The organism is Streptomyces sp. NPDC087270 (assembly GCF_044744625.1).
Classification (GTDB): Bacteria; Actinomycetota; Actinomycetes; order Streptomycetales; family Streptomycetaceae; genus Actinacidiphila.
Map to the genome: position 1 here is coordinate 98458 of NZ_JBIUYR010000001.1, position 22256 is coordinate 120713.

Annotated in this window: 17 protein-coding genes; 10 read left to right on the plus strand and 7 right to left on the minus strand. The window is 74.5% G+C overall.

Annotated elements, in window-relative coordinates:
• Nucleotides 1–166: 166 nt before the first annotated feature.
• The 4 genes from ACIPAE_RS00415 to ACIPAE_RS00430 all read right to left on the minus strand — a co-directional run bounded on the left by ACIPAE_RS00415 (nucleotide 167) and on the right by ACIPAE_RS00430 (nucleotide 2368).
• Complete coding sequence (locus tag ACIPAE_RS00415) at nucleotides 167–439, minus strand: hypothetical protein (RefSeq protein WP_329365077.1); 273 nt, start codon at nucleotides 437–439, stop codon at nucleotides 167–169.
• A 290-nt stretch (nucleotides 440–729) separates the two neighbouring features.
• A complete protein-coding gene (locus ACIPAE_RS00420; RefSeq protein WP_329365075.1) occupies nucleotides 730–960 on the minus strand; it encodes a DUF3107 domain-containing protein in 231 nt (76 codons plus the stop codon).
• A 191-nt stretch (nucleotides 961–1151) separates the two neighbouring features.
• Complete coding sequence (locus ACIPAE_RS00425) at nucleotides 1152–1826, minus strand: TetR/AcrR family transcriptional regulator (RefSeq protein WP_328468953.1); 675 nt, start codon at nucleotides 1824–1826, stop codon at nucleotides 1152–1154.
• Between the two features lie 191 nt (nucleotides 1827–2017).
• Entirely contained in the window at nucleotides 2018–2368 is a 351-nt protein-coding gene (locus tag ACIPAE_RS00430; protein WP_402441950.1) for a hypothetical protein, read from the minus strand.
• Nucleotides 2369–2535: 167 nt separating this feature from the next.
• Between ACIPAE_RS00430 and ACIPAE_RS00435 the strand changes: the two genes are divergently transcribed.
• The 7 genes from ACIPAE_RS00435 (at nucleotide 2536) to moeZ (ending at nucleotide 12038) form a co-directional block, all read left to right on the plus strand.
• On the plus strand, nucleotides 2536–3579 hold the full coding sequence (locus ACIPAE_RS00435) for an alpha/beta fold hydrolase (protein ID WP_402441952.1): 1044 nt from the start codon (nucleotides 2536–2538) through the stop codon (nucleotides 3577–3579).
• 8 nt (nucleotides 3580–3587) lie between these two features.
• Nucleotides 3588–5081, plus strand: a complete 1494-nt coding sequence (locus ACIPAE_RS00440; protein ID WP_366410949.1) for a DUF3152 domain-containing protein — start codon at nucleotides 3588–3590, stop codon at nucleotides 5079–5081.
• Between the two features lie 239 nt (nucleotides 5082–5320).
• Nucleotides 5321–6973 (plus strand): DUF3492 domain-containing protein, encoded by a 1653-nt coding sequence (locus ACIPAE_RS00445; RefSeq protein ID WP_402441954.1) that lies wholly within the window; start codon nucleotides 5321–5323, stop codon nucleotides 6971–6973.
• Between the two features lie 785 nt (nucleotides 6974–7758).
• Entirely contained in the window at nucleotides 7759–8604 is an 846-nt protein-coding gene (locus ACIPAE_RS00450) for a hypothetical protein (RefSeq protein WP_402441956.1), read from the plus strand.
• A gap of 245 nt (nucleotides 8605–8849) precedes the next feature.
• Nucleotides 8850–9752 (plus strand): NAD(P)-dependent oxidoreductase, encoded by a 903-nt coding sequence (locus tag ACIPAE_RS00455; protein WP_328468965.1) that lies wholly within the window; start codon nucleotides 8850–8852, stop codon nucleotides 9750–9752.
• Nucleotides 9753–9883: 131 nt separating this feature from the next.
• Complete coding sequence (locus ACIPAE_RS00460; RefSeq protein WP_402442619.1) at nucleotides 9884–10723, plus strand: spherulation-specific family 4 protein; 840 nt, start codon at nucleotides 9884–9886, stop codon at nucleotides 10721–10723.
• 136 nt (nucleotides 10724–10859) lie between these two features.
• The gene (gene moeZ / locus ACIPAE_RS00465) at nucleotides 10860–12038 is read left to right on the plus strand and encodes an adenylyltransferase/sulfurtransferase MoeZ (RefSeq protein WP_103884379.1); all 1179 of its coding nucleotides are present in this window, start codon (nucleotides 10860–10862) and stop codon (nucleotides 12036–12038) included.
• 101 nt (nucleotides 12039–12139) lie between these two features.
• Here moeZ and ACIPAE_RS00470 read toward each other — a convergent pair whose 3' ends face one another.
• Complete coding sequence (locus ACIPAE_RS00470) at nucleotides 12140–13234, minus strand: hypothetical protein (RefSeq protein ID WP_402441957.1); 1095 nt, start codon at nucleotides 13232–13234, stop codon at nucleotides 12140–12142.
• Nucleotides 13222–13890: a hypothetical protein gene (locus ACIPAE_RS00475; RefSeq protein ID WP_402441959.1), complete on the minus strand. Its 669-nt coding sequence runs from the start codon at nucleotides 13888–13890 to the stop codon at nucleotides 13222–13224. Before ACIPAE_RS00475 ends, ACIPAE_RS00470 begins: the two co-directional genes overlap by 13 nt.
• Before the next feature lie 309 nt (nucleotides 13891–14199).
• Here ACIPAE_RS00475 and ACIPAE_RS00480 point away from each other — a divergent pair, with 309 nt between their 5' ends.
• The gene (locus ACIPAE_RS00480) at nucleotides 14200–14796 is read left to right on the plus strand and encodes a hypothetical protein (protein WP_402441961.1); all 597 of its coding nucleotides are present in this window, start codon (nucleotides 14200–14202) and stop codon (nucleotides 14794–14796) included.
• An 86-nt stretch (nucleotides 14797–14882) separates the two neighbouring features.
• Here ACIPAE_RS00480 and ACIPAE_RS00485 read toward each other — a convergent pair whose 3' ends face one another.
• A complete protein-coding gene (locus ACIPAE_RS00485) occupies nucleotides 14883–17555 on the minus strand; it encodes a lysylphosphatidylglycerol synthase domain-containing protein (protein WP_402442621.1) in 2673 nt (890 codons plus the stop codon).
• 545 nt (nucleotides 17556–18100) lie between these two features.
• On the opposite strand from ACIPAE_RS00485, the gene ACIPAE_RS00490 reads away from it, so the two are divergent.
• Nucleotides 18101–18556: an MGMT family protein gene (locus tag ACIPAE_RS00490; RefSeq protein ID WP_402442623.1), complete on the plus strand. Its 456-nt coding sequence runs from the start codon at nucleotides 18101–18103 to the stop codon at nucleotides 18554–18556.
• A gap of 226 nt (nucleotides 18557–18782) precedes the next feature.
• Complete coding sequence (locus ACIPAE_RS00495; protein ID WP_402441962.1) at nucleotides 18783–22163, plus strand: ATP-dependent helicase; 3381 nt, start codon at nucleotides 18783–18785, stop codon at nucleotides 22161–22163.
• Nucleotides 22164–22256 lie beyond the last annotated feature (93 nt).

Consider the following 22256-nt stretch of genomic DNA (forward strand, 5'->3'; position numbering starts at 1 on the left):
GGAGCCGGGCACCGCGGAAGGAGCGAGGTTTCTTTCAAGGAAGGAGCCGCGGAAAACCAGGGGCGCGTGGGGGCACCTCCCAGGCGAAGCTCTGGGGGAGAACGGCGCGACAAGCCCACCACCGGGGGGTGGTCCCGGAACCGGCGGAACGCACCGCCTCGGGGGGTCAGGGGCTCAGGATTTTGGCGTGGCGGCCACGGCGGGGCGGACGGGAGAGGACGCTGAGGAGGGCCGCGGAGGTGAGGAGGGCCGCGGGGAAGGTGGCCTCGGGGTGGCTGCCGCCGACGATGCTGTAGGTGACGAGCCCGCCGACGAGTGCGGCGGCCGGGCCGGTCGCGAGGACCAGGGGGGAGGCGGGGAGCCGGAGCGGGAACATCCGGCTCGCCGTCCAGGCGGCCAGCAGCCCGAGGGCGGCGAAGATGACGGCTTCCCACAGCATCGTGAAATCCCTCCGGTGGCACGTACGGAACGGGACCGGTCCGTACGTCTCCTACCCCGCCGTCCACCGGCGCAAAGCGCTCTCACCCGTCTGCTCCGGGATCGAACACCTCGGCGGCCAGTTGGGCGCGGCGCCAGGCGCGGCCGGGCCGGATCGGCGTGCCGCTCGGCGGAGTTGGCGGCCGGGCGTGGCGGCGCGTTCGCCAACTCGCGGGAGTGGCCGGCCCGGGGCAAGGGAGAAGCCGCGCCCCCCGGTGGGGGCGCGGCTTCAGGGCCTGCGGTGAGGCGCGGTCAGAGCGCGGCGCCGAAGCCGACGCGGCGGGTGGCGGGCTCGCCGATCTCCACGTAGGCAAGGCGCTCGGCGGGGATCAGGACCTTGCGTCCGTGCTCGTCCACCAGGCTCAGCAGCTTGCTGGTGCCGGACAGCGCCTCGGCGACGGCGGCTTCCACCTCAGCCGCCGACTGCGCGCTCTCGATGTTGATCTCGCGCGGCGCGTGCTGCACGCCGATCTTGACCTCCACGGCTTGGATACCTCCGATGGTCGGGCGGTGTGCGCGGTCGAATCGCGCCGTACGCAGCAAAGACTAGCCCCGCCCGACCGGCGGTACCGGCACGGCGTAAACGCCGTGAGCGAACAGGCCCGCGGCGGTACCCGACGAGCACGTGCGGGGCCGGACCCGAAGGTCCGGCCCCGCACGTGGTGGAACAGGGTTCAGCGCGCGTCCTCGGAGCCCTGCTCGGGCCGGTGCTCGCCCTCGGCCCCGTGCAGCGGGAACCCGGCGATGCCGCGCCAGGCGAGCGAGGTCAGCAACTGGACCGCGGTGTCGCGGGGCACGTCGCTGCCGCTGGCCAGCCAGTAGCGGGCCACCACCTGGGAGACGCCGCCGAGGCCGACCGCGAGCAGCATGGACTGCTCGGTGGGCAGCCCGGTGTCCTCGGCGATGACCTCGCTGATCGCCTCCGCGCACTGGAGCGCGACCTTGTCGACCCGCTCCCGCACCGCGGGTTCGTTGGTCAGGTCGGACTCGAAGACCAGCCGGAAGGCGCCGCCCTCGCCCTCGACGTAGGCGAAGTACGCGTCCATCGTCGCCTCGACGCGCTTCTTGTTGTCCGTGGTGGACGCCAGCGCCGTGCGCACCGAGTGCAGCAGCGACTCGCAGTGCTGGTCGAGCAGCGCGAGGTAGAGCTCGAGTTTGCCGGGGAAGTGCTGGTAGAGCACCGGCTTGCTGACCCCGGCCCGCTCGGCGATGTCGTCCATGGCCGCGGAGTGGTAACCCTGTGCGACGAACACCTCCTGGGCCGCGCCCAGCAGCTGCTCGCGCCGAGCCCTGCGGGGCAGGCGGGTGCCACGCGGCCGTGCCGCCTGAGTCTGCTCGATGGCTGTCACGCCGCCTCCCAGTTCTGGTGGTGAAGGTACGAATGAACACCGCGATGGCCATCGTACTTTTCAGTAACGACCCTGTGCGCCGTGCGGACGGACATTCTCACTTCCTGGGACCTGCGGGCGGAAGCCCCGACGGGTCCCTCCGGTCCCGGCCGCCCCGCGGCGGTGCACCGGCGCGGGGCGCGGGGGCGCCGTCAGCGGTAGTCGTCCTCGTCGTGGGCGACCGTACGGCGCTGCTCGGCGGCGTCCGCCGGGTCGGCCTCGGTGGCCTGGTCGGCGGGGCGGGCGGTGATCCGGTCGTCGCGCTGCTGGAGCAGTTCGGCGCGCTGCTCCGCGGTGTCCGCCTCGGGTTCCTCCAGGCCGAGGTCGGCCGCCTCCTGCGCGGCCTCGGCGGCTTCCGCGGCCTCCGCCTCGTCCATCTCGCCGATCCCGTCCCGCTCGTCCGCGCGGTCGGACTCGTCCGGTGCGGCGAGCCTGCCGCGGGCGGCCGGCCCCCCGGCGCCGCCCTCAGGGCTGCCACTGGTGCTGCCGGTCTGGTCGGACATTGCCCCTCCTCGTGCCGGAACGCGCGATACCGCCACGTTCGAGCCTAGGAGCAGGCGCGCGCCCGCGCAGTGCGGGACGGCGGCTTTCCGCCGCTCGCCTGTCGTTTCCGGCCGCATGTGGCCGCGAACACTCGGCCGTTGACGTGATCGTCTCGTAATATTGCCGTATGCCCTCGACCGATCTTCCCCGCGCGGCCGTAGCACCGGCGTCCGTACCACCGGAGGGGCCGCGTCTGGCGGCAGGCGAGACGGTGCGGACCGTGGGGCTGCCCGGGCTCAGCCTGGTGGTGCGGTCACGTACCGACGGCGGACCGGAGCCCGCGCTGTGCGTGCACGGCCTCGGCGGCTCCTCGCAGAACTGGTCCGCGCTGATGGCCCGGCTCTCCGACGTGGTCAGCGCGGAGGCCCCGGACCTGCCGGGATTCGGCCATTCCCCGCCGCCGGACGACGGCAACTACTCGATCCCCGGGCACGCCAGGGCCGTGATCCGGCTGCTGGAAGCGGACGGGCGCGGGCCGGTCCACCTGTTCGGCAACTCCATGGGCGGCGCGGTCGCCGTCAAGGTCGCCGCGGCCCGCCCGGACCTGGTGCGCACCCTCACCCTCATCTCGCCCGCGCTCCCCGAGGTCCCGCCGCAGCTCACCGCCTGGCCCACCACGCTCACCGCGGTCCCCGGCGTGCTCCGGCTCTTCACCCGGCTGACCCGGGACTGGAGCCCGGAGCGCCGCACCGCCGGCCTGCTGGCGCTCTGCTACGGCGACCCGGGCGTGGTCGACGCGCAGGCCCGCGAGGACGCCGCGGCCGAGTACGAACGGCGGTTGCACCTGCCGTACTTCCGGGACGCGATGGTCCGCTCCATCCGCGGGCTCGCCGACGCCTACACCCTCGGCGGGCAGCACGCGCCGTGGCGCCAGGCCGAGCGGGTGCTCGCGCCGACCCTGCTGGTCTACGGCGGGCGGGACAAGCTGGTGTCCATGAGGTCCGCCCGCCACGCGGCCCGCGCCTTCCGCGACCGGCGGCTGCTGCTCATCCCCGGCAGCGGGCACGTGGCGATGATGGAGTACCCGGGGCTGGTCGACCGGGCCTTCCGTGACCTGCTGTCCGACGTGGCCGCGCGCCGGCGCGACGCCGGCGGCCCGCGGCAGCTCGGCGGCCTGGCGGGTGCGGGCATGGGCAGGGGTCCGAGTACCGACGCGGCGACCAGGAGCTGATCGAGGGCGTGGGGAAGCACAGCGCGACAGACGGACAGGACGACCGGGACAGCCAGGACCGCTGGGAACAGGACCGCTGGGAGCAGGACCGCTGGGAGCAGCGGATACCCGACTCCGGCGGTTTCGTCAGCGGCGGCCCGATCCCCCCTGCCACCCCCGGCACCGGACGCCGCCGCCGCGGCCCCGCCGACGACAGCGACTACTTCGCGCCGCTGAGCCCGTACGGCCTGGACGGCCCGGAAGGCCCGGACGAACCGCGGAGCCCGCGCGACCCGGCCGAACCGCCGCTGCCGTACGACCCGGACGACTCGTCCGGCTCCCGCCCCGGCCACCCCGATCGGCCCGACCGCCCCGAGCATCCCGAGCACAACGCCTGGGGCACTCCCGGTGCCTGGTCGGCCGCCCGGTCCGGCCGCCGCGACCTGCCGTTCGACCCGGTCGAGGAGTGGGCCGAGGACTGGGCGCCGTACGACACCGCGTCCGCGCTCAGCTCGCCCGCCGCCCACGGCTCCCTTCCCCGGCACGGCCAGGTGGGGCGCGTGATGCCGCGGCCCCGGCAGGAGTTCGTGGACGCCTTCGACCAGCCGTCGCCGCGCCTCGTGTCGCACCCGCCGCCCGGCACCGCCGGCTCCGCCGCCTCGGGCGACGAGGGCGGCAGCGGCACGGACGACTCCGCGGCGCCCGCCGCGTCCGGCGCCGCGGGTCGCGGCAGGACCCGCGCGCTCACCGCCGTCGCCGCCGCCACCGCGCTGGCCGCGATCGCGGTGCTGGCCGGCACCCAGCTGCACCGCGGCCACCGCACCGAGGAGGACGCCGCTCCCAGCGGCGACTCCGGCCCCTCGGCGGAGGAGACCTCCGCCGCGCCGTCCACCCCGTCCGCGGCGCCCGCGACCGCGAGCCCGGCGTCGTACGACGAGCAGATGGCCAGGCAGTATCCGCTCGACCCGCACCTCAGCCTCTCCGGCGCCTTCACCACCGTGCCCGGCCACCAGGCCGCCCCCGGCAAGGGCAAGGTGATGCGCTTCCGGGTCGACGTCGAGAAGGGGCTCGACCTCGACCCCCGGCTCTTCTCCGACGCCGTCTTCACCACCCTGAACGACGCGCGCAGTTGGGGTCACGGCGGCACGATGACGTTCGAACGGGTCTCCTCCGGCCCCGCCGACATCGTCGTCACCCTCGCCAGCCCCGGCACCACCGCCAAGTGGTGCGCCAAGTCCGGCCTCGACACCACGGTCGACAACGTTTCCTGCGACGCCGCGTCCACCCCGCGCACCATGATCAACGCGTACCGCTGGGCCCGGGGCGCCGCGACGTACGGCCCGGACCGCATGCACGCCTACCGGCAGATGCTGGTCAACCACGAGGTCGGCCACCGCCTCGGCCACAACCACGTCGGCTGCCCCCGCGAGGGCGCCCCCGCCCCGGTGATGATGCAGCAGACCAAGTTCCTGTCCCTCGACGGCGGCCCGACCTGCACCCCCAACCCCTGGCCGTTCCCGTAGCCGTTCCCCTGGCCGCGGCCCCGTCCGGCGCAGCACAAGCCGGGTAAACGGCGGCCGCGCGCGGAAGTTACGCCCCTTCACCCCTTTTGGTGGCAGCGCGGACAACCGTCCACCGAAGCACCGTTGTCCCGGCATAGCGTGCTTCGCGCCGGACGGGCACAGCCACCGCATCATCGAACCGCGCAGCACCCCGACCCGGCAGCGACCGTACATCCGGCACGCCGAGAGGGGGCGCACTCGTGCGCATCGCACTACTCACCGAGGGTGGTTACCCGTATGCGCGAGGTGAAGGAGGTGCGTGGTGCGACCGCCTGGTGCGCGGTCTCGCGCACCACGAATTCGATGTGTACGCGCTCAGCAGATCGCCGCGGACCGAGGCCGGGGGCCGGGTGGACCCGCCCCCGCCGGTCAAGCGGGTCAGGGCCGAGCGGCTGTGGGGCGAGCCGCCGGCCCCGGTGCGGGGCGGTGGCCGGGCCGAACGGAAGGCCAGGCGGGCCGCGTTCCGCTGGCACTTCGGGGACCTGGCCGCCGCGCTCGCGGGTGCCGCGGACAGTGCCGGCCGGGGCGGTCCGGCACGCGGCCGCGACCGCGCCGACCGGTTCGCCGCGGGGCTGTACGGCCTCGCCGAACTGGCCGCCGAGCACGGCGGACTGCCCGAGCTGATACGGAGCGAGGACGCCCTGGCCGCCCTGGAGGCGGCCTGCCACGCACCCGGCGTACGCCCCCTGCTCGGGGACATCGGCGTCACCGAACTCCTCGCGGTGGCCGCGCTGCTGGAGCACCAGCTGCGGCCGCTGTCGCTGCCCTGGTACGGCCCCGGCGAGCTGGGCTCCGCCGACGTGTGCCACGCCGTCTCCGGTGGCCCCGCCACACTGCCCGGGCTGCTGGCCAAACGCTTCTGCGGTACGCCGCTGATCGTCACCGAGTACACCGTGCGGGTGCGGGAGGCGCTGCTGGCCCACCGCGCGGCCGGGCTGACCCCCGCGGTACGGGTCCTGCTCGGGGACTACCACCGGCTGCTGGCCGGCGAGTCCTACCGGCAGGCCGCGCTCGTCACCCCCGGCTCGACCCATGTGCGCCGCTGGCAGGAGCGGTGCGGCGCGCCCACCGACCGTATCCGCACCGTCCACCCGGGCATCGACGCGGGGCGCTTCGCCAGGGCGGGGGAGGAGTCCGAGGAGGAGGCGCGGCGGCCCGCCGCGCGGGCCGAACCCACGGTCGTCTGGGTGGGGCGGGCCGACCCCGCGAAGGACCTGATCGCGCTGCTGCACGCCTTCCACGCGATACGCGCGGAGGAGCCGCGGGCCCGGCTGCGGGTCTTCCACGCCCCCGTCACCGACGAGCGCTGCGCCGGGTACCTCGGGCACTGCCGGAGCCTGGCCGCGCAGCTCTTCCCCGACGAGGCGGCCCACCCGCACGCCGTCGGCGAGAGCCCGGTCGCCTTCGAGGAGATCGGGTCTCCTGGCGCGCCCGAACCCGCGGACGCCTACGCGGCGGGCGACGTGGTGCTGCTCAGCAGCAGCGCGGAGGGTTTCCCGCTCAACCTGGTCGAGGCGATGTTCTGCGGCCGCCCGACGGTCTCCACGGATGTCGGCGCCGTGCGCGAGGTGATCGGCGGCACCGGGCTGATCGTGCCTCCGCGGAACCCGCGCGCGCTCGCCGACGCCGCGCTCGAACTCCTCCGCGGACCCGAGCGGGCCACCCGCCTCGGCGCCGCCGCACGCGAGCGCGCGCTCGCGCTCTTCACGGTGACCACCTGCGTGCACGCCTTCCGCGACGCCTACCTCTCCGTCGTCGCCCGCCACCCCGTCCCCCGCGAGCCCCTCCACGACGCCACCGGCGCCCCCCGACCCTTCGTCGCCCCCGCGGAAGCCCTCACCCCGTGCCGCTAGGAGCCCCCATGCCACCCCGAGACGAATCGCTTCTGCAATCCCCAGGCGAATCGATTTATCAACTCCCCACCCCCCGCCCCCTCCCCCCGGCCAGTCGCACTCCGGTCGTGCCCCGCGAGGCTGCGGCCGTGGGTGCCTTGTCGGTGGGGGGGTCCCTAGGGGGCGCGGGGAACTGCGCGAGCAACCGGCCACCGGCGGGTGATCGCGCGGCGGCCGCGGGCCGTGACGGCGAGAGCGTCGTCCCGCCGGCGGGTGGTCGCGCTGCGGGCGTGCCCCGCGAGGCTGCGGCGGTGGGTGCCTTGTCGGTGGGGGGTTCCCTAGGGGGCGCGGGGAACTGCGCGAGCAACCGGCCACCGGCGGGTGATCGCACGGCGGGCGCGGGCCGTGACGGCGAAAGCGTCCGGCCACCGGCGGGTGGTCGCATGGCGGCCGTGGGCGGTGACGGCGAGAGCGTCGTCCCACCGGCGGGTGGTCGCGCTGCGGTCGTGCCCCGTGAGGGTGTGGGCGTGGGTGCCGCGTCGGTGGGGGGTACGTCAGGGGGCGCGGGGAACTGCGCGAGCAACCGGCCACCGGCGGGTGGTCGCGCTGCGGCTGCGGGCCGTGACGGCGAAAGCGTCCCGCCACCGGCGGGTGGTCGCGCGGCGGGCGCGGGCCATGACGGCGAGAGCGTCCGGCCGCCGGCGGCCAGCCGCGCCGCGGGCGTAGGGCGGCCGGAGGGGAAGGGGGCGCCGCGGCGCAGGGGCCCCGCGGACCCGGTCCGCGGGGTGATGCACCACCACCACGCGATGATCGCGGGCGCAGCCGACCCGTGGGAGGTGGCCGCGGGCCTGGAGGCCCGGGGCGTCACGGACGTGGACGCACGGCGCCTGCGCCACCGCGACGTCTTCGGCCTCGCAGAGGAACTGTTCGCCCGGGTCCCCCGCACACCCCCGCGGAGCGCCCCCACCTCCGCGACCCGCACCTTCGTGCGGCCGCGCCCCCGCGACCTCGCCCTGCACCTGCTGCCGGCCGCGGCCTGCACCCTCGCCGCGGCCCTGCACGCCCCGGGCGCCGTCGCGGTCGCGGTGCTCGCCGGCACCGCGTGGCCGGCGCTGAGCCGGGGACCGTTACGCGTCCCCGGCCGCGCGGCGACCCGCGTACCTGCGGCGATGTGCGCCGTGGCGCTGCTCGCCCTGGCCCGCTGCGGCCCGGACCCGGTCGGCACCGGGACCCTCGCCGTACTCGCGCTGACCCTGCTCCCGGCGGCAGCCTTGGCCCGCTGGTTCGCGTCGAGCGCCCGCGCCCAACTCGCCCCCAGCCACGGCCTCGCCGACTTCGCCGACGCGGTCCGCCCACGGCTGATCGCGGCCCTGGCCGGATACGCCGCGACCCTGCTCGTCCTGCTCGCCGTCCTCGGCTCGCTGCGCGGCTCGGCCGTCGGCGCGCTGCTGTTCGCGGCCCGCCTGCTCGCCGTGCACGGCGCGCCGCGGACCGCCGCCGCGGGCCTCGCCGTCGCCGTGGCCGCCCAGGCCCTGCTGCCGACCCTGCTCCCGGCGGGCCCCGCCGAGGCCGTCGCCTGCGGCGCCGCCGCCCTGGTGCTGGCCGCGCACTCCCTCCACCTCGTCCCGCGCGCCTCGGCCCACCGCATCTGACCTGCTGTATCACCAACCAGGAGAACCCTCGTGAGCACGCACCACCCGTCCGCCCGGACCACTCCGGAAGCGATCACCCCGGAATTCCCCGGGACCCCGTACCTGTACGGCCGCCCACCGGCGGCGCCGACCTGGGGGGCCGTGCCGGTCGGCCCGTTCGCGATCCCCGTCCCGCCGCCCCCGGTGCGGCCCGCGCCTGCGGGCAGCCGTACGGTCGCGGGGCGCCGGACCCGGCGGGGTGTGCGATGAGGGTGCTGCTGCTCGGGGCCGACGGTTTCATCGGCCGCCACGTCGCGGAACGCCTGCTGGCCGACCCCGCCTGCCAACTGACCGCGCTGGGCCGCAGCGACGACGCGGACGTGCGGTTCGACCTCGCCTCGGGCGCGCCCGGGGTGCTGTCGCGGTTCGTGGACGCGGTCCACCCGGGGGTGGTGGTCAACTGCGCCGGCTCCACCCGGGGCAACGCCCGCGACCTGACCCGGCAGAACATCGTGGCCGTGGCGACCGTCTGCGAGGCGCTGCGCCGCAGCTCGGTCGCGGCCCGGCTGGTGCAGGTCGGCTGCGGGTCGGAGTACGGCCCCTCGCCGGTCGGCTCGTCCACCGGCGAGGACGCGTCGCCGCGGCCGGGCGGCCCGTACGGCGTGAGCAAGCTCGCCGCCACCGAGCTGGTGCTCGGGTCGGGCCTGGACGCCGTGGTGCTGCGGGTGTTCAGCCCGGTCGGGCCCGGCACGCCGACGGGGGCGCCGCTGGGCCGGGTCGCGGAGGCGCTGCGCCGGGCGATGCAGAACGGCGACGGCGAGCTGAAGCTCGGCGGGCTGAGCGCGCAGCGCGACTTCGTGGACGTGCGCGACGTGGCCAGGGCCGTGCACGCCGCTTCGCTGTCGGCGGCGCAGGGCGTGGTGAACATCGGCAGCGGGCGCGCGGTGCGGATGCGGGACATGGCCGCGGCCCTCGCCCACGTCGCCGGGTACGACGGCGCGCTGCGCGAGCTGGACGACCCGCCGAACGCCGCGCCGTATCCGGACGGCTGCGGGTCCTGGCAGCAGGCCGACGTGCGTACGGCCCGCGACCGGCTCGGCTGGCGGCCACGGATCGGCCTGGAGGAGTCGCTGGCCGATGTGTGGATGGAGGCGGCATGCCGCGTCTGAACCCGTTCCCGCGCAGTGATCCGTCGACCCGCGGCGACCCCCTGGCCGCCTCGCGCGGCCGATCGGACCTGTCCTCGTCGGCCCGGCCGGCCCGGTCGGCCGCGTCCGGCGCCTCGACGTCAGGCCCTTCGATGTCCGATCCGCCCGTCTCCGACCTGTCCGGGGCCGGGGCCCCCGGGGCCGACCCGTCAAGGTTCCACCCGGTCAGGGGCGGGCGGTCCGGTGCCGCGCCGGACCGCCCGGCCCCGGCCGTACCCGGAGCCAGAACCGGCTTCGGGGTGCCGCTCTTCGCGCACCCGCTGGTCGCGCCCGCGGAGTGGGCCGAACTGGCCCGGCCGGGCGCGCCGGTGGACTGGGCCGCCTTCGACGTGTCGTCCGGCCCCGGCAGCCGCGCGGACGCCCTCTGCGCCGAGGCCCTCACCCGCGTCCGTGAGAACGCCGTACCACTCCTCGGACGGCTGGACGCGGTGTACGGCACCAGGCCGTACGGCGAGCTGGTCGCGGACGCCTCGCGCTACCGGGACTGGTACCAGGTGGACGGCTTCTACGTGGACCGGGCGCCCACGCTCCGCGCCGAGGTGGCGCAGTGCCGCCGGGCCACCGCGACCCTGCGGGCGCTGCTGCCGGAGGGCGGCCGGGTGGTGCTCGCGCCCGGCGCGCACCCCTACCCCGGCTATGCCGAGTTCGCCGACCAGCTGGTGGTCTTCGCCGGGCCGTGGACGCGCTACCGCTGGTCGGAGGTGCCCGCGTGGACGGCGGAGTACCCGCCGGGGCGGTTCGCGCACCTGGTGCACGGCCTGCCCGCCACGCACCTGGACGCCGCGCTGCGGGTCGCCCGCTGGCAGGGCGCGGGCACCGTGTACATGACCGACCGCACCGACCGGGACGGCGCGGACCCCTGGGCGGGCCTGCCCGGGTACTGGAACGAAGCGGTGCGCAGGGTGCGCGAGGAGCCGCCGCCCAGCATGTGACCAGGTTTCGTCTCGGCTTTCGGACCGGGTGTCTTGGAATGAAGAAGGGCGTGGCAGTGTTACAGGGCCAGGACGTGCGGGCGGCCGCCCGTACCTACTGTCCGATGACCTACCCAACCGTATTGCTGAGGTCCCTGTGTCGCTGCCACCCCTGGTCGAGCCGGCCACCGAACTCACCGTTGACGAGGTCCGCAGGTATTCGCGCCACCTGATCATCCCGGACGTCGGGATGGACGGGCAGAAGCGGCTGAAGAACGCGAAGGTGCTGTGTGTCGGGGCCGGCGGCCTCGGTTCGCCCGCGCTGATGTACCTGGCGGCGGCGGGCGTCGGCACGCTGGGCATCGTCGAGTTCGACGAGGTCGACGAGTCGAACCTGCAACGCCAGATCATCCACAGCCAGGCCGACATCGGCCGTTCCAAGGCCGAGTCCGCCCGGGACACCGTCAAGGGCATCAACCCGTACGTGAACGTGATCCTGCACGAAGAGCGGCTCGAAGCCGAGAACGTGATGGAGATCTTCGCGCAGTACGACCTGATCGTCGACGGCACGGACAACTTCGCCACCCGCTACCTGGTCAACGACGCCTGCGTGCTGCTCAACAAGCCGTACGTCTGGGGTTCGATCTACCGCTTCGACGGCCAGGCGTCGGTCTTCTGGTCCGAGTACGGCCCCTGCTACCGCTGCCTGTACCCGGAGCCCCCGCCCCCCGGCATGGTGCCCTCCTGCGCCGAGGGCGGCGTCCTCGGCGTGCTGTGCGCCTCGATCGGCTCCATCCAGGTCACCGAGGCGATCAAGGTGCTGGCCGGCGTCGGCGACCCGCTGGTCGGCCGGCTGATGATCTACGACGCCCTGGAGATGACCTACCGCCAGGTCAAGGTCCGCAAGGACCCGAACTGCGCGGTGTGCGGCGAGCACCCGACCGTCACCGAACTGATCGACTACGAGGCGTTCTGCGGCGTCGTCTCCGAGGAGGCCCAGGAGGCCGCGCTCGGCTCCACGATCACTCCCAAGCAGCTCAAGGAGTGGATCGACGACGGCGAGAACATCGAGATCATCGACGTCCGGGAGCCGAACGAGTACGAGATCGTGTCGATCCCCGGCGCGAAGCTCATCCCGAAGAACGAGTTCCTGATGGGCTCGGCCCTCGAACACCTCCCGCAGGACAAGCGGATCGTGCTGCACTGCAAGACGGGCGTGCGCAGCGCGGAGGTGCTGGCGGTGCTGAAGTCCGCGGGCTTCTCCGACGCGGTGCACGTGGGCGGCGGCGTCATCGGCTGGGTGAACACGATCGAGCCGGACAAGCCGGTCTACTAGGCCGGACAGTCCAGACAGTAAGGGGCGGCACCCTGGGGTGCCGCCCCTTACTCATGCCGTGCCGCTCATGCTGTTCCACCCATGCCGTGCCCGCGGGTGGTTCAGCGGTTGATGGACTGGATCTCCTGCACGGTGACCTGCCTGGGCTGCTGGATACGGCCGTCGGGCAGGGCCGCGCCGCCGCCGTCCGAGCCGGTCCAGCTGACGCTCCAGGTGGCGGTGACGTCGAGGTCGAACGGCCCGGTCGCCTGGGTGGACCTGAGGTAGGTCACACCGCACGGCGGATCGGCCTTCGGGTTCCCGTTGTAGTCCGCGCCGACTGTCCCGTCCCCCGCGATCGGGCAGTCGCCTGATGCCGGGTACACCGTCGCGTCCGACGTTCCCGGGTCGATGTGCACGCTCGTCGGGCTCGCGGTGGTCTCCGCCCAGATCTGCTGCCCGCCGCCGAGGTCCACCGACGCCCGCACCTTCACCGGCGTGTACTTCTCATCCAGCCGCACCCAGGTGGGCAGGTTGACGGTCTGGGTGTTCACCGGGTTGGTCTTGATCGTCACGCCGGGCACCTGCGTGTGCGCGTACGCGATCTTCGACAGCATCTCGGACGTGATCACGTTCGGCGTGCCGGCGGGCGGGCGCTGCCCGTTGGGCACGAAGAAGGGGATCGTGGAGTTGCAGGCGAACTTGTCCAGGCTGTTCGGGGCGTCCGGGTTCTCCACTGGCCCCCAGAACATGCCCTTGCCCTGCTGGTCGATGTTGAAGTCCTTGTAGCCCTTGCCGCTGCCGTCCCAGGTGTAGTTGCTGTCGTAGTGCTTCTTGTACTGGTCCATGGCTTCGAGGGCGTAGTTCGCCTGCCCCGGCACGTTGGTGGCCTTCACCCCGTCCAGGACGTTCTTCTTGAACGTCACCGGGTCGGCTATCGGGCCTATCCAGCAGGGCGGCGGCGTCCAGTGCACGTCGACGGACGTGAGGGGGTGCGAGTTCCCGCCGGGGGAGCCGGAGGGGTACGTGACGCTGACGGCTCCGGCACCGGCGGTGAGGGTGCCGTTCTTGCTGTCGCCCGAAGCGTGCGAACTGGTGGAAGGCGGAGGCTTCTGTGTGGTGTCGTGCGCGTAACTGGGCACAGCTGTTGCCGCCACGACCAGCATGGCGATCGGTACGGTCGGACCCAGTCTCCTGGCGATCCTCACTGCTTGCACTGCACGGCCCTCTCTTTGTAGGTGACGGATCGTGCCTGCCACAGTTCTGCTTGGGTGGGCATCTTGGCCAGGACGATGTCGTAGGACGTGTAACTGTCGTCGCCGGCCGGAGTGGTGTCGACCTTGCCCGTCGAGAGGTCCTTGGCGTAGAGCTTCGCGTCGTTCTCGCAGAAGGTGACCTCCGCGACGGTGCTCTTGGCGCCGAGTTTGACGACGGGACGGTAGAAGTCGTCCGTTCCGGTCAGCGTGCGCTTTGCGGAGACGTGGTTCTGTACGTAGGTCTTCGCGTAGGTGAGGGCGCTGTCGGTGGCGAAGCCGTACAGGGACCCGTCCTTCGGGTTCTGTTCGACGACGCCGTGCACCATCGACTGCATGAAGTTCGCGGTTGCGGTGAGCGCCGCCTTCTGAGCGGGGTCGCTCGGCGTGGACCAGGCGAAGTCGAGCTTGAGGCCGGCGGGCAGTTTCACACTCGGGTCGAGGACGATGCGCGAACCGCTCGCGGGGGAGGACGTAGTCGGTGCCGCCGTGGCGGCCGAAGTGCTCGGTGACGTCGAGATCTTGTCGCCACCGCCGCCCGAGCCGCCGCCGCAGGCGGTCAGGGTGAGGGCGGTGGCCGCCGCGAGTGCGGTGGCGGTCACTGCGGTGCGTGCGCGCATCGTGGAGAGCTCCCGATCGGTCGTCGCAAAGGGAGCCACCGGGTCCGCGGCAATGACGTACACCCGAGTCTGGTCCCCGTATCCAGGCTTTCACCGTATCGAAGCGGAACAGCCTGTTCGAGGGCGGTGCAGTGCCTATTGGGTCACGGACGTGTCACGCCGTCAGCAGCCGCCGCATGCGCGGAGTTCACGGGATTTCCCCGGACGAAGGACAACCCTTCCAGGACACAGACGGTCTTACGGGGTGTCAGATCGCTTATTGGATAAGAGTGGTCTATCACCACACATCTCACGAAAGGTCAGGCAGCCATGCAACTCGCGCGTACCCGTACCCGTACCCGTACCCGTACCCGTACCCGTACCCGGAGCTCGGTCCGCCGGCTCGCCCTCACTGCCGTCGCGCTCGGTCTCGCCGTCGCCGCGCCCGCGGCTGCCGCCCAGGCGAGCACCACCCACGGCACGCATCCGGCCGCGCCCACCCAGTCCGCGGGCAGCGTGCACGGCGACCACACCACCGGCGCCGAGGTGCCGCAGGCCGCCGGGTCGGTCCGCTCGGGCGACCCGCAGTCGACCGTCGACCGCGTCGCGGACTTCTACGGCGCCTACATCGACGTGGTGTGGGACGCGCGCAACGACGACCTGCGCAACGGACTGCGCGAGCACTACCTGACCAGCGGTTTCCGGACGAAGCTGGCCGCGTGGGAGGCCGCGCAGCACGCCGACGGTGTGCTGCGCGCCCAGGACAACCCGATCGGCTGGCAGGTCACGGCCGACGGCGGCGGCGCCGGCCACGCCTTCAGCACCGTCCGCCTCACCTGGGGCAACCCGAGCAGCCCGTACTACACGTACCTGAAGGTCCAGTCCGACCTCGCGACGAAGCAGATCTCGGACATCGAGGACCAGTGAGCCGCCGATCCTGCCGACCGGGTCGTCCCGCCGGCCGGCAGGACGGCCACCGTCCCGGTCCCCGTTGACCGGTCCCTGTTCCGGTCCTACAACTCGCCCTTGCGGCTGAGGTGCGTGAAGGCGAGCCAGCCCGGCAGCACCGGCAGCCAGAAGGTCAGCAGCCGGAAGAACAGCACCGCCGGGGTGGCCACCTCCTTCGGCAGCCCCGCCGCGATCAGGCCGCCGGTCAGCGCCAGTTCGACCGCGCCGACGCCACCCGGTGTCGGCGCCGCGGACCCCAGCGCGTTGCCCGCGAGGTAGACCACCGCGATCGTCGCGTAGCTGAGGTTGCCGTCGAAGGCCCGTACGCAGCCGTCCAGGCACAGCACGAAGGTCACCGTGACCATCAGGGTGCCGCCGATGCCGGTGAGCAGCTTCGCCGGGCGCTGGAGCACGTCCAGCATGCGTGGCACGACGCCCGCGAACAGCGCGCGGACCCGGGTCGAGACGAACTTCCGCAGCGCGGGCACCGCGGTGACCACCAGCACCAGCACGCCCGCGGTCAGCAGCCCCGCCATGACGGTCCTGGACGGCGACAGCGACGGCGTCTTCTCGGTGCCGGTGATGAAGCCGAACGCCATCAGCAGCACGATGTGCGAACCGAGCCCGACGAGCTGCGAGGCGCCCACACTGGCCACCGCGAGCCCGGGCCGTACCCCCGCCTTCTGCAGATAGCGGGTGTTCAGCGCCACCCCGCCCACCGCGGCCGGCGCCACCAGCTTCACGAACGACCCGGCGACCTGCGCCATCACCGTCCGCGGCCACGACAGCCGCTCCGGCACGAAACCGGACAGCGCGCCGGCCGCGGCGACGTAGCTCGCCGCGGAGCCGACCACGGCGACCAGCGCCCACTTCCAGTCCGCGTGCACGATGGCGTGGCCGATCGGCACCGACGAGAGCTGGGAGAGCAGGAAGTACGCGGCGAAGGCGCCCGCGATGACCGTGATGAGGGTGCGCGGCTTGATCCGCTCCAGCCGCACCGGCTCGACGGGCGCCTGCGGGCGGATCAGCAGCACCTGCTGCCTGATCCGCGACAGCAGGTCCTCCTCGCGGATCTCCTCCAGCGCGTCCTCCATGGCGCGCTTCTCCGCCTTGGTCTCGGCCTTCCGCTCCGCCTTCGACGGTGCCTTGGCCGCCGAGCCGTCCGGCTCGGCGGCCACCGTGGCGGTGCTCGGCGCCGGCTCGCGAGCGGGGTGCGCCCTGCCGCGCTCCCTGGCCTCCTTGTCCGCGGCCAGCGCGGCGAGCACCGCTTCGCGCTCCCGCACCGCGCGGGCCCGGTTGAGCATCTTCAGCTCGCCGCGGGTGGAACGGCTCAGCGCGATCGGCTGCAGCAGCGGCAGCGACGCGGCGACCGCGTCCGGACCGAGCACCGACAGCGCCGCGCCCACCGCCCGCGCCGGGCCGACCCGCAGTGCCATGGTGGTCAGCAACTGCGCGATGTCCATCCGCAGCAGGATGTCGCCGGTGGCGATCTCGCCGCCGCGCAGGTCGGTGAGGAAGACCGTGCCGCTCCGGTCCACCAGCAGGGACTCGCCGACCAGCCGCCGGTGCGCGATCCGCCGCGACTGCAGGGCGCGCACCTGCTTCCACGCCTCGCGCATCAGGGCGTCGGTGATCTCGTCGTCGTCCAGCGCGTCCAGGCGGCGGCCGCCGATGTGCTCGTAGACGAGCATCACCGCGTCGGGGCCCAGCTCCGAGGTGGCGATCAGCTTCGGCGCGTTGGCGCCGGCCGCGATCGCCGCGTAGGCCAGCAGCGCCTCCTGCTCCAGCGCCTGCCGCAGGGACAGCAGGCTGCGGCGCTGGGTGATCCCGCCGACCAGCGACATCCGCCGCCAGGCCCGGTAGAAGAAGCCGTGCGCCTGCTGCTCGCGGTCCACCACGGTCACGTCCAGCGGGGGACCGTCCTCCAGGGTGACCAGGTAGGCGCGGCCGCGGTCGGAGTCCGCGCTCTCCGGGCCGGTCTCCACCACCCGGCGCGCGGTCAGCGGCGCGAACCCGACCCGGCGCAGGCCCGCGAGCAGGTTCTGGCCGGTGGGGCGGACGTTCGGCGAGCCGACCGCGTAGATCGTGCCGTTGGCGACGGCCCAGCCGATCAGCAGGGTCAGCGCGATGGAGAACGGCGTGGTGTAGCCGCCGGCCAGCACCGCGAACGCGTCCAGCAGCAGGACGAACCACAGCGCGACCCGCCAGCGCGGGCGTCTGGCCATGCCGGAGGCGGTGACGTAGGCGATCACCGGGGCGAGGTAGCCCTGCACCGGGTCGGTCATGCCCAGACCGGTCGGCGCGCCGTGCGAGAGCGCCTCGCGGATCGAGCCGGGGGCGGCGTTGGTGACCCACAGGTCGGTGGCGAGCGCGGCGCCGTGCGCCAGTACGGCCGCGAGCACGCCGTCGGCGATCCGCAGCCCGTCGCGTCTGACCAGCCGCTCCACGGCGAACGCCACCGGCACGATGAGCACCGCCACGCTCGCGGTGGTGCCGGTGAACGAGGAGAAGAAGTCGGGCGCCCGCATGGCGCCCTTGGTGATGTCGGTCTCCAGGCCGTTGGTGGTGGCGTGGGCGAAGCCCGCGATGGCGAGCACCACCCCGATGCCCAGCAGGCCCATGAAGAAGCGCACCAGGTCGGCGGGGCGGTGCACCCGGGCGGCGAGCAGCGGCTCGTCCACGGACACGGCCTGCCGGGTCGCGCCGGCCGGTTCGAGCGGCGCGCCGTCGGCGGGCAGGTCGCCGCCGGACGGGTCCTCGGGGTCCGGTGCGGACCAAAACGGTTCTTCCGGTGCCAGGTGCGAGCCGTGCGGTTGGGGGGCGGGCGGCTGCGCGGGGTGGTCGGAGCCGGCGGGGTGGTCGGGGGCGCCGCGCGTGGACCCGGTGCCGCCCAGGTCGCCCGGGTAGCCCAGGTCGGCCGGGTCGTCAGCGCCGTCCGAGCTGCCCGACCCGTCCGTGCCGGAGTCGCCGGAGCCGTCCGAGCTGCCGTTGCCGTCCGAGCCGCCGGAGTCACCTGAGCCGCCGGAGTCACCTGAGCGACCCGAGCCGCCGGCCACCGCCTTCGCGCCCCGGTCGCTGTCCTCGCTCACCGCGACCCGCGGCTCAGGGGCGGACGGGGACAGCGCTCCAGGAGCGCCGGCGGCCTCCACGGCCTCGCCGGCGCCCTGCTTGTCCCCTGTTGTCTCTTCTTGGTCTCGTATCACCAGTCACCGCCCGGACGATGGTGGCATGCGCTGTGCACGTACGGAGCCGTAGCCCCCCGGTGTCGGCGGTGTGCGGCAGGATTGGCCGGGTGAGCGAGGAGAGCGGTGCGACCGGGGCGGGCGAGCTGGGCCCGTACGCGGAGAAGGTGCTGGACGCGGTGGACCTGATTCCGCCGGGCCGGGTCATGACGTACGGCGACGTGGCGGAGTGGCTGGGGGAGGGCGGGCCGCGTCAGGTCGGCCGGGTGATGGCGGAGTACGGGGCGGTGGTGCCGTGGTGGCGGGTGGTGCGCTCCGACGGGGTGCTGCTCGCCGGGCACGAGCAGCGCGCCCTGGCCGCGTACCGCGCGGAGGGCACCCCGCTGCGGACGGTCGGCCCCGCCGCCCAGGGCCACATACCGCGCCTGGACATGCGCGCGGCCCGCTGGGACGGGCTCTCGCCGGACGGCACGCGCACGCCGGACGGCCCCGGGCGGGCGCCCGGCGCCGGCCCCGAGGGCGCGCCCGGGTCTGCGGGTGGCGCGAGCGGCGGATGACGGCCGGAGGGTCATGTCATCCAGCTTCCGCCATGCGGAGGCAACACATGCCGCGACCAGCCCGTACGGAGTACATTGCCTGACCACCACGAAACCGGCGAACCACGTGAACCCCTCTTCCCCACTTCCTCGCGTTTCCCCTGACGGCGCCCCCGCGGCGCCCGGCTGGGAGGACCGGACCGCCGACGCCCGTGCGACCCGCCCGGGCGTCGGAGGCTACCGGCTGGTGCGCGCGCCGGCGGTGTCCGCCGCGCCTCCAGTGCTGGACGCATCCCAGCGCGCTGTGGTTGAGCACGGGCAGGGACCTCTCCTGGTGCTCGCCGGCCCCGGCACGGGGAAGACCACCACGCTGGTGGAGGCCGTGCTGGCCCGGGTGCGGGCCGGCACCCCCGCCGACCGGGTGCTCGTCCTGACCTACGGCCGCGCCGCCGCCGTCGAGTTGCGCGACCGGATGGCCGCCCGCGCGCAGGCCGTGACCGGCAGCGCCACCGCCGCGCCGCAGGCCACCACCTTCCACTCGTTCTGCTACGGGCTGCTGCGCGCCCACCAGGACCCGGACCTGTTCGCCGAGCCGGTGCGGCTGATGTCCGGGCCCGAGCAGGACCTGATGGTCCGCGAACTGCTCGCCGGACAGGCCCGGCTCGCCCGCGAGGGCCGCGCCAAGGTGAGCTGGCCCGACGACCTGCGGGCCGCGCTCACCACCCGCGGCTTCGCCGACGAGGTGCGCGCGGTGCTCGCCCGCACCCGCGAACTCGGCCTCGCCCCCCGCGCGCTCGCCGACTTCGCCCGCCGGATCGGCCGGCCCGACTGGCTCGCCGCGGCCGCCTTCCTCCAGGAGTACCTGGACGTCGCCGACCTCCAGGGCGTCATCGACTACACCGAACTCGTGCACCGCGCGGTCCGGCTGGTCCGGCGGCCCGAGGTGCACACCGAGCTCGCCGGGCGCTACGACGCGGTCTTCGTCGACGAGTACCAGGACACCGACGCCGCGCAGGTCCGGCTGCTGCACGCGATCGCCGGGCAGGGCCGTACCCTCGTCGCCTTCGGCGACCCCGACCAGTCGATCTACGCGTTCCGGGGTGCCGACGTGAACGGCATCCTCGACTTCCCCGCCGCCTTCCCCGACCGGGCCGGCCGCCCCGCCCCGGTGCGCGTGCTCACCGGCAACCGCCGGGCCGGCGCCGCGCTGCTCGCCGCCACCGGGCGGCTGGCCGGCCGGATGGCGCTGCCCCGCCTGCCCGCCGCGGCGGCCCGCGCCCATCGCGCGCCCACCGCCCACCGCCCCGGCGGCGCCCTCGCGGTGCGCACCCACCCGACGCCCGGCGCCGAACTCGACGCCATCGCCGACGCCCTGCGCCGCGCCCATCTCGAAGACGGCATCCCATGGTCGGACATGGCGGTCCTCACCCGCACCACCTCCGCGCTGCCCACGCTGCGCCGCGCGCTCGCCTCGGCCGGTGTCCCGATCGACCTCGCCCCGTCCGCGACCCCGCTGCACGCTGACCCCGCCGTCGCACCGCTGCTGCTGGCGCTGCGGGTGGCGGCGGAAGCGGCGGCGCCCGCGGCGGCGCGCGGGGACATGGCCGAGCCGGAGGCCGTGGAGGAGGCTGCGGAGGAGGCCGGGACCGGGGACGCGGACGGGCCCGAGCCCGTAGCCGTAGCCGTATCCGTATCGGCGGACGGGAGCGGGGACGGGAGCGAGGATGGGAGCGGGGACGACGGCTCGGAAGGGGACGCTCTCGGGCTCTCCGTCGAGGACGCCCTGACGCTGCTCACGTCGCCGCTGGGCGGCATGGACTCGGCGGACCTGCGGAAGCTGGGGCGCGCGCTGCGCGAGGAGGAGCGGGCGGCGGGTGTGGCGGTGCCGCGTCCCTCGGACCTGCTGATCGCGGAGGCGGTCGCGCGGCCGGAGCGGCTGGCGACGCACGACGCCTCGTACGCGCGCGGCGCGCGGCGGATCGGGGCGCAACTGGCCGCGGCACGCGCGGGGCTCGCGGCGGGCGGCACCGTGGAGGACGCGCTGTGGGCGCTGTGGAACGGTTCGGCGTGGCCGGGCCGGCTGGAGCGGGCGGCGCTGCGCGGCGGTCCGGCCGGACGGAACGCCGACCGCGACCTGGACGCGGTGTGCGCGCTGTTCGAGACGGTGGCCCGGGCGGAGGAGCGCACCGGGGGCCGCGGCGCGCTGAACCTGATCGACGAGCTGTCGTCGTTCGACATCGTGGCCGACACGCTCGGCGGGCGCGCGGTCCGGCCCGAGGCCGTACGCCTGATGACCGCGCACCGCGCGAAGGGCCTGGAGTGGCCGCTCGTGGTGGTGGCGGGCGTGCAGGAGGGCGTGTGGCCGGACCTGCGCCGCCGCGGCTCCCTGCTGGAGGCGGACCGGATCGGTGGTGACGGCCTCGCGCCGCCGCTCACCCCGGGCGCGCTGCTGGCCGAGGAGCGCCGGCTGTTCTACGTCGCGGTGACCCGCGCGCGGGACCGGCTGCTGGTGACGGCGGTGAAGTCCGCGGCGGACGACGGCGACCAGCCTTCCCGGTTCCTCGCCGAACTCGGCGTGGAACCGGTGCACGTGGGCCACCGGCCGCGCCGCCCGCTCGCGGTGGCCGCGCTCGTCGCGGAGTTGCGCGCGACCACCGTGGACCCGGCCGTGTCACCCGAACTGCGTGACGCCGCCGCCCGACGGCTGGCCCGGATGGCCTCGCTCACCGACGACGGCCACGCGCTGGTGCCCGCCGCGGACCCCGAGCGCTGGTGGGGCGTGTACGAGCCGACCCGGTCGGCCGTGCCGGTCCGCGACCGGGACCAGCCGGTCGTGCTGTCCGGCAGCGCGCTCGACCAGCTCGCCAACACGTGCGCGCTGCAGTGGTTCCTGGGGCGCGAGGTCAAGGCCGAGCCGCCGTCGACGGCCGCGCAGGGCTTCGGGAACGTGGTGCACGTCCTCGCCGACGAGGTCGCCTCCGGCCGGGCCCCCGCCGACCTCGACGTGCTGATGGCGCGGCTGGACTCCGTATGGGACGCGCTCGCGTTCGACGCGCCCTGGAAGTCCCGGCAGGAGCGGGAGAACGCCCGCGCCGCGCTGGAGCGCTTCCTGCGCTGGCACGTCATGGAGCGGGGCCGCGAGGCGGTCGCCGGGGAGCACGCGTTCGACGTGACGCTGGAGGCGGGCGACGCGCAGGTGCGCATCCGCGGCAGCATGGACCGGGTGGAGACGGACGCCGAAGGGCAGGCGTACGTCGTGGACTTCAAGACCGGGCGGGCCAAGCCCACCGCGAAGGAGGTCGCCCGGCACCCCCAACTCGCGGTCTACCAGCTCGCCGTCCGCGAGGGGGCAGTCGACCCGCTCTTCGGCGGGGCCCGTCCGCACCCCGGCGGCGCCGAACTCGTGCAGCTCCGGCTCGGCGCCACCCGCAAGGAGGGCGGCGACGCGCTCCCGGCGGTGCAGCGGCAGGAGCCCATCGAGGGGGAGTGGGCCCAGGACCTCCTCGCCGAGGCGGCCGGGCGGGTGCTGGACGAGCGCTTCACACCCGCGGCCGGCCAGCACTGCGCGCACTGCGCCTTCCGCTCGGCCTGCACCGCCCGGCCGGAGGGCCGGCACGTCGTGGAGTGAACGCCAGGGGTGGGTGTGACGGCCTGTGGATAACCCACAGCACGCTGTCGCAGCCGGACGCTATGGTCTGTGTACGGAGCAAGGGGATTCCGG

Bases quoted from the DNA above. Each gene is read 5' to 3' on its own strand.
- ACIPAE_RS00455 (WP_328468965.1), top strand. From the start codon at position 8,850: ATGAGGGTGCTGCTGCTCGGGGCCGACGGTTTCATCGGCCGCCACGTC.
- ACIPAE_RS00460 (WP_402442619.1), top strand. From the start codon at position 9,884: ATGTCCGATCCGCCCGTCTCCGACCTGTCCGGGGCCGGGGCCCCCGGG.
- ACIPAE_RS00435 (WP_402441952.1), top strand. From the start codon at position 2,536: ATGCCCTCGACCGATCTTCCCCGCGCGGCCGTAGCACCGGCGTCCGTA.
- ACIPAE_RS00480 (WP_402441961.1), top strand. From the start codon at position 14,200: ATGCAACTCGCGCGTACCCGTACCCGTACCCGTACCCGTACCCGTACC.
- ACIPAE_RS00430 (WP_402441950.1), bottom strand. From the start codon at position 2,368: ATGTCCGACCAGACCGGCAGCACCAGTGGCAGCCCTGAGGGCGGCGCC.
- ACIPAE_RS00450 (WP_402441956.1), top strand. From the start codon at position 7,759: ATGATCGCGGGCGCAGCCGACCCGTGGGAGGTGGCCGCGGGCCTGGAG.
- ACIPAE_RS00475 (WP_402441959.1), bottom strand. From the start codon at position 13,890: ATGCGCGCACGCACCGCAGTGACCGCCACCGCACTCGCGGCGGCCACC.
- ACIPAE_RS00415 (WP_329365077.1), bottom strand. From the start codon at position 439: ATGCTGTGGGAAGCCGTCATCTTCGCCGCCCTCGGGCTGCTGGCCGCC.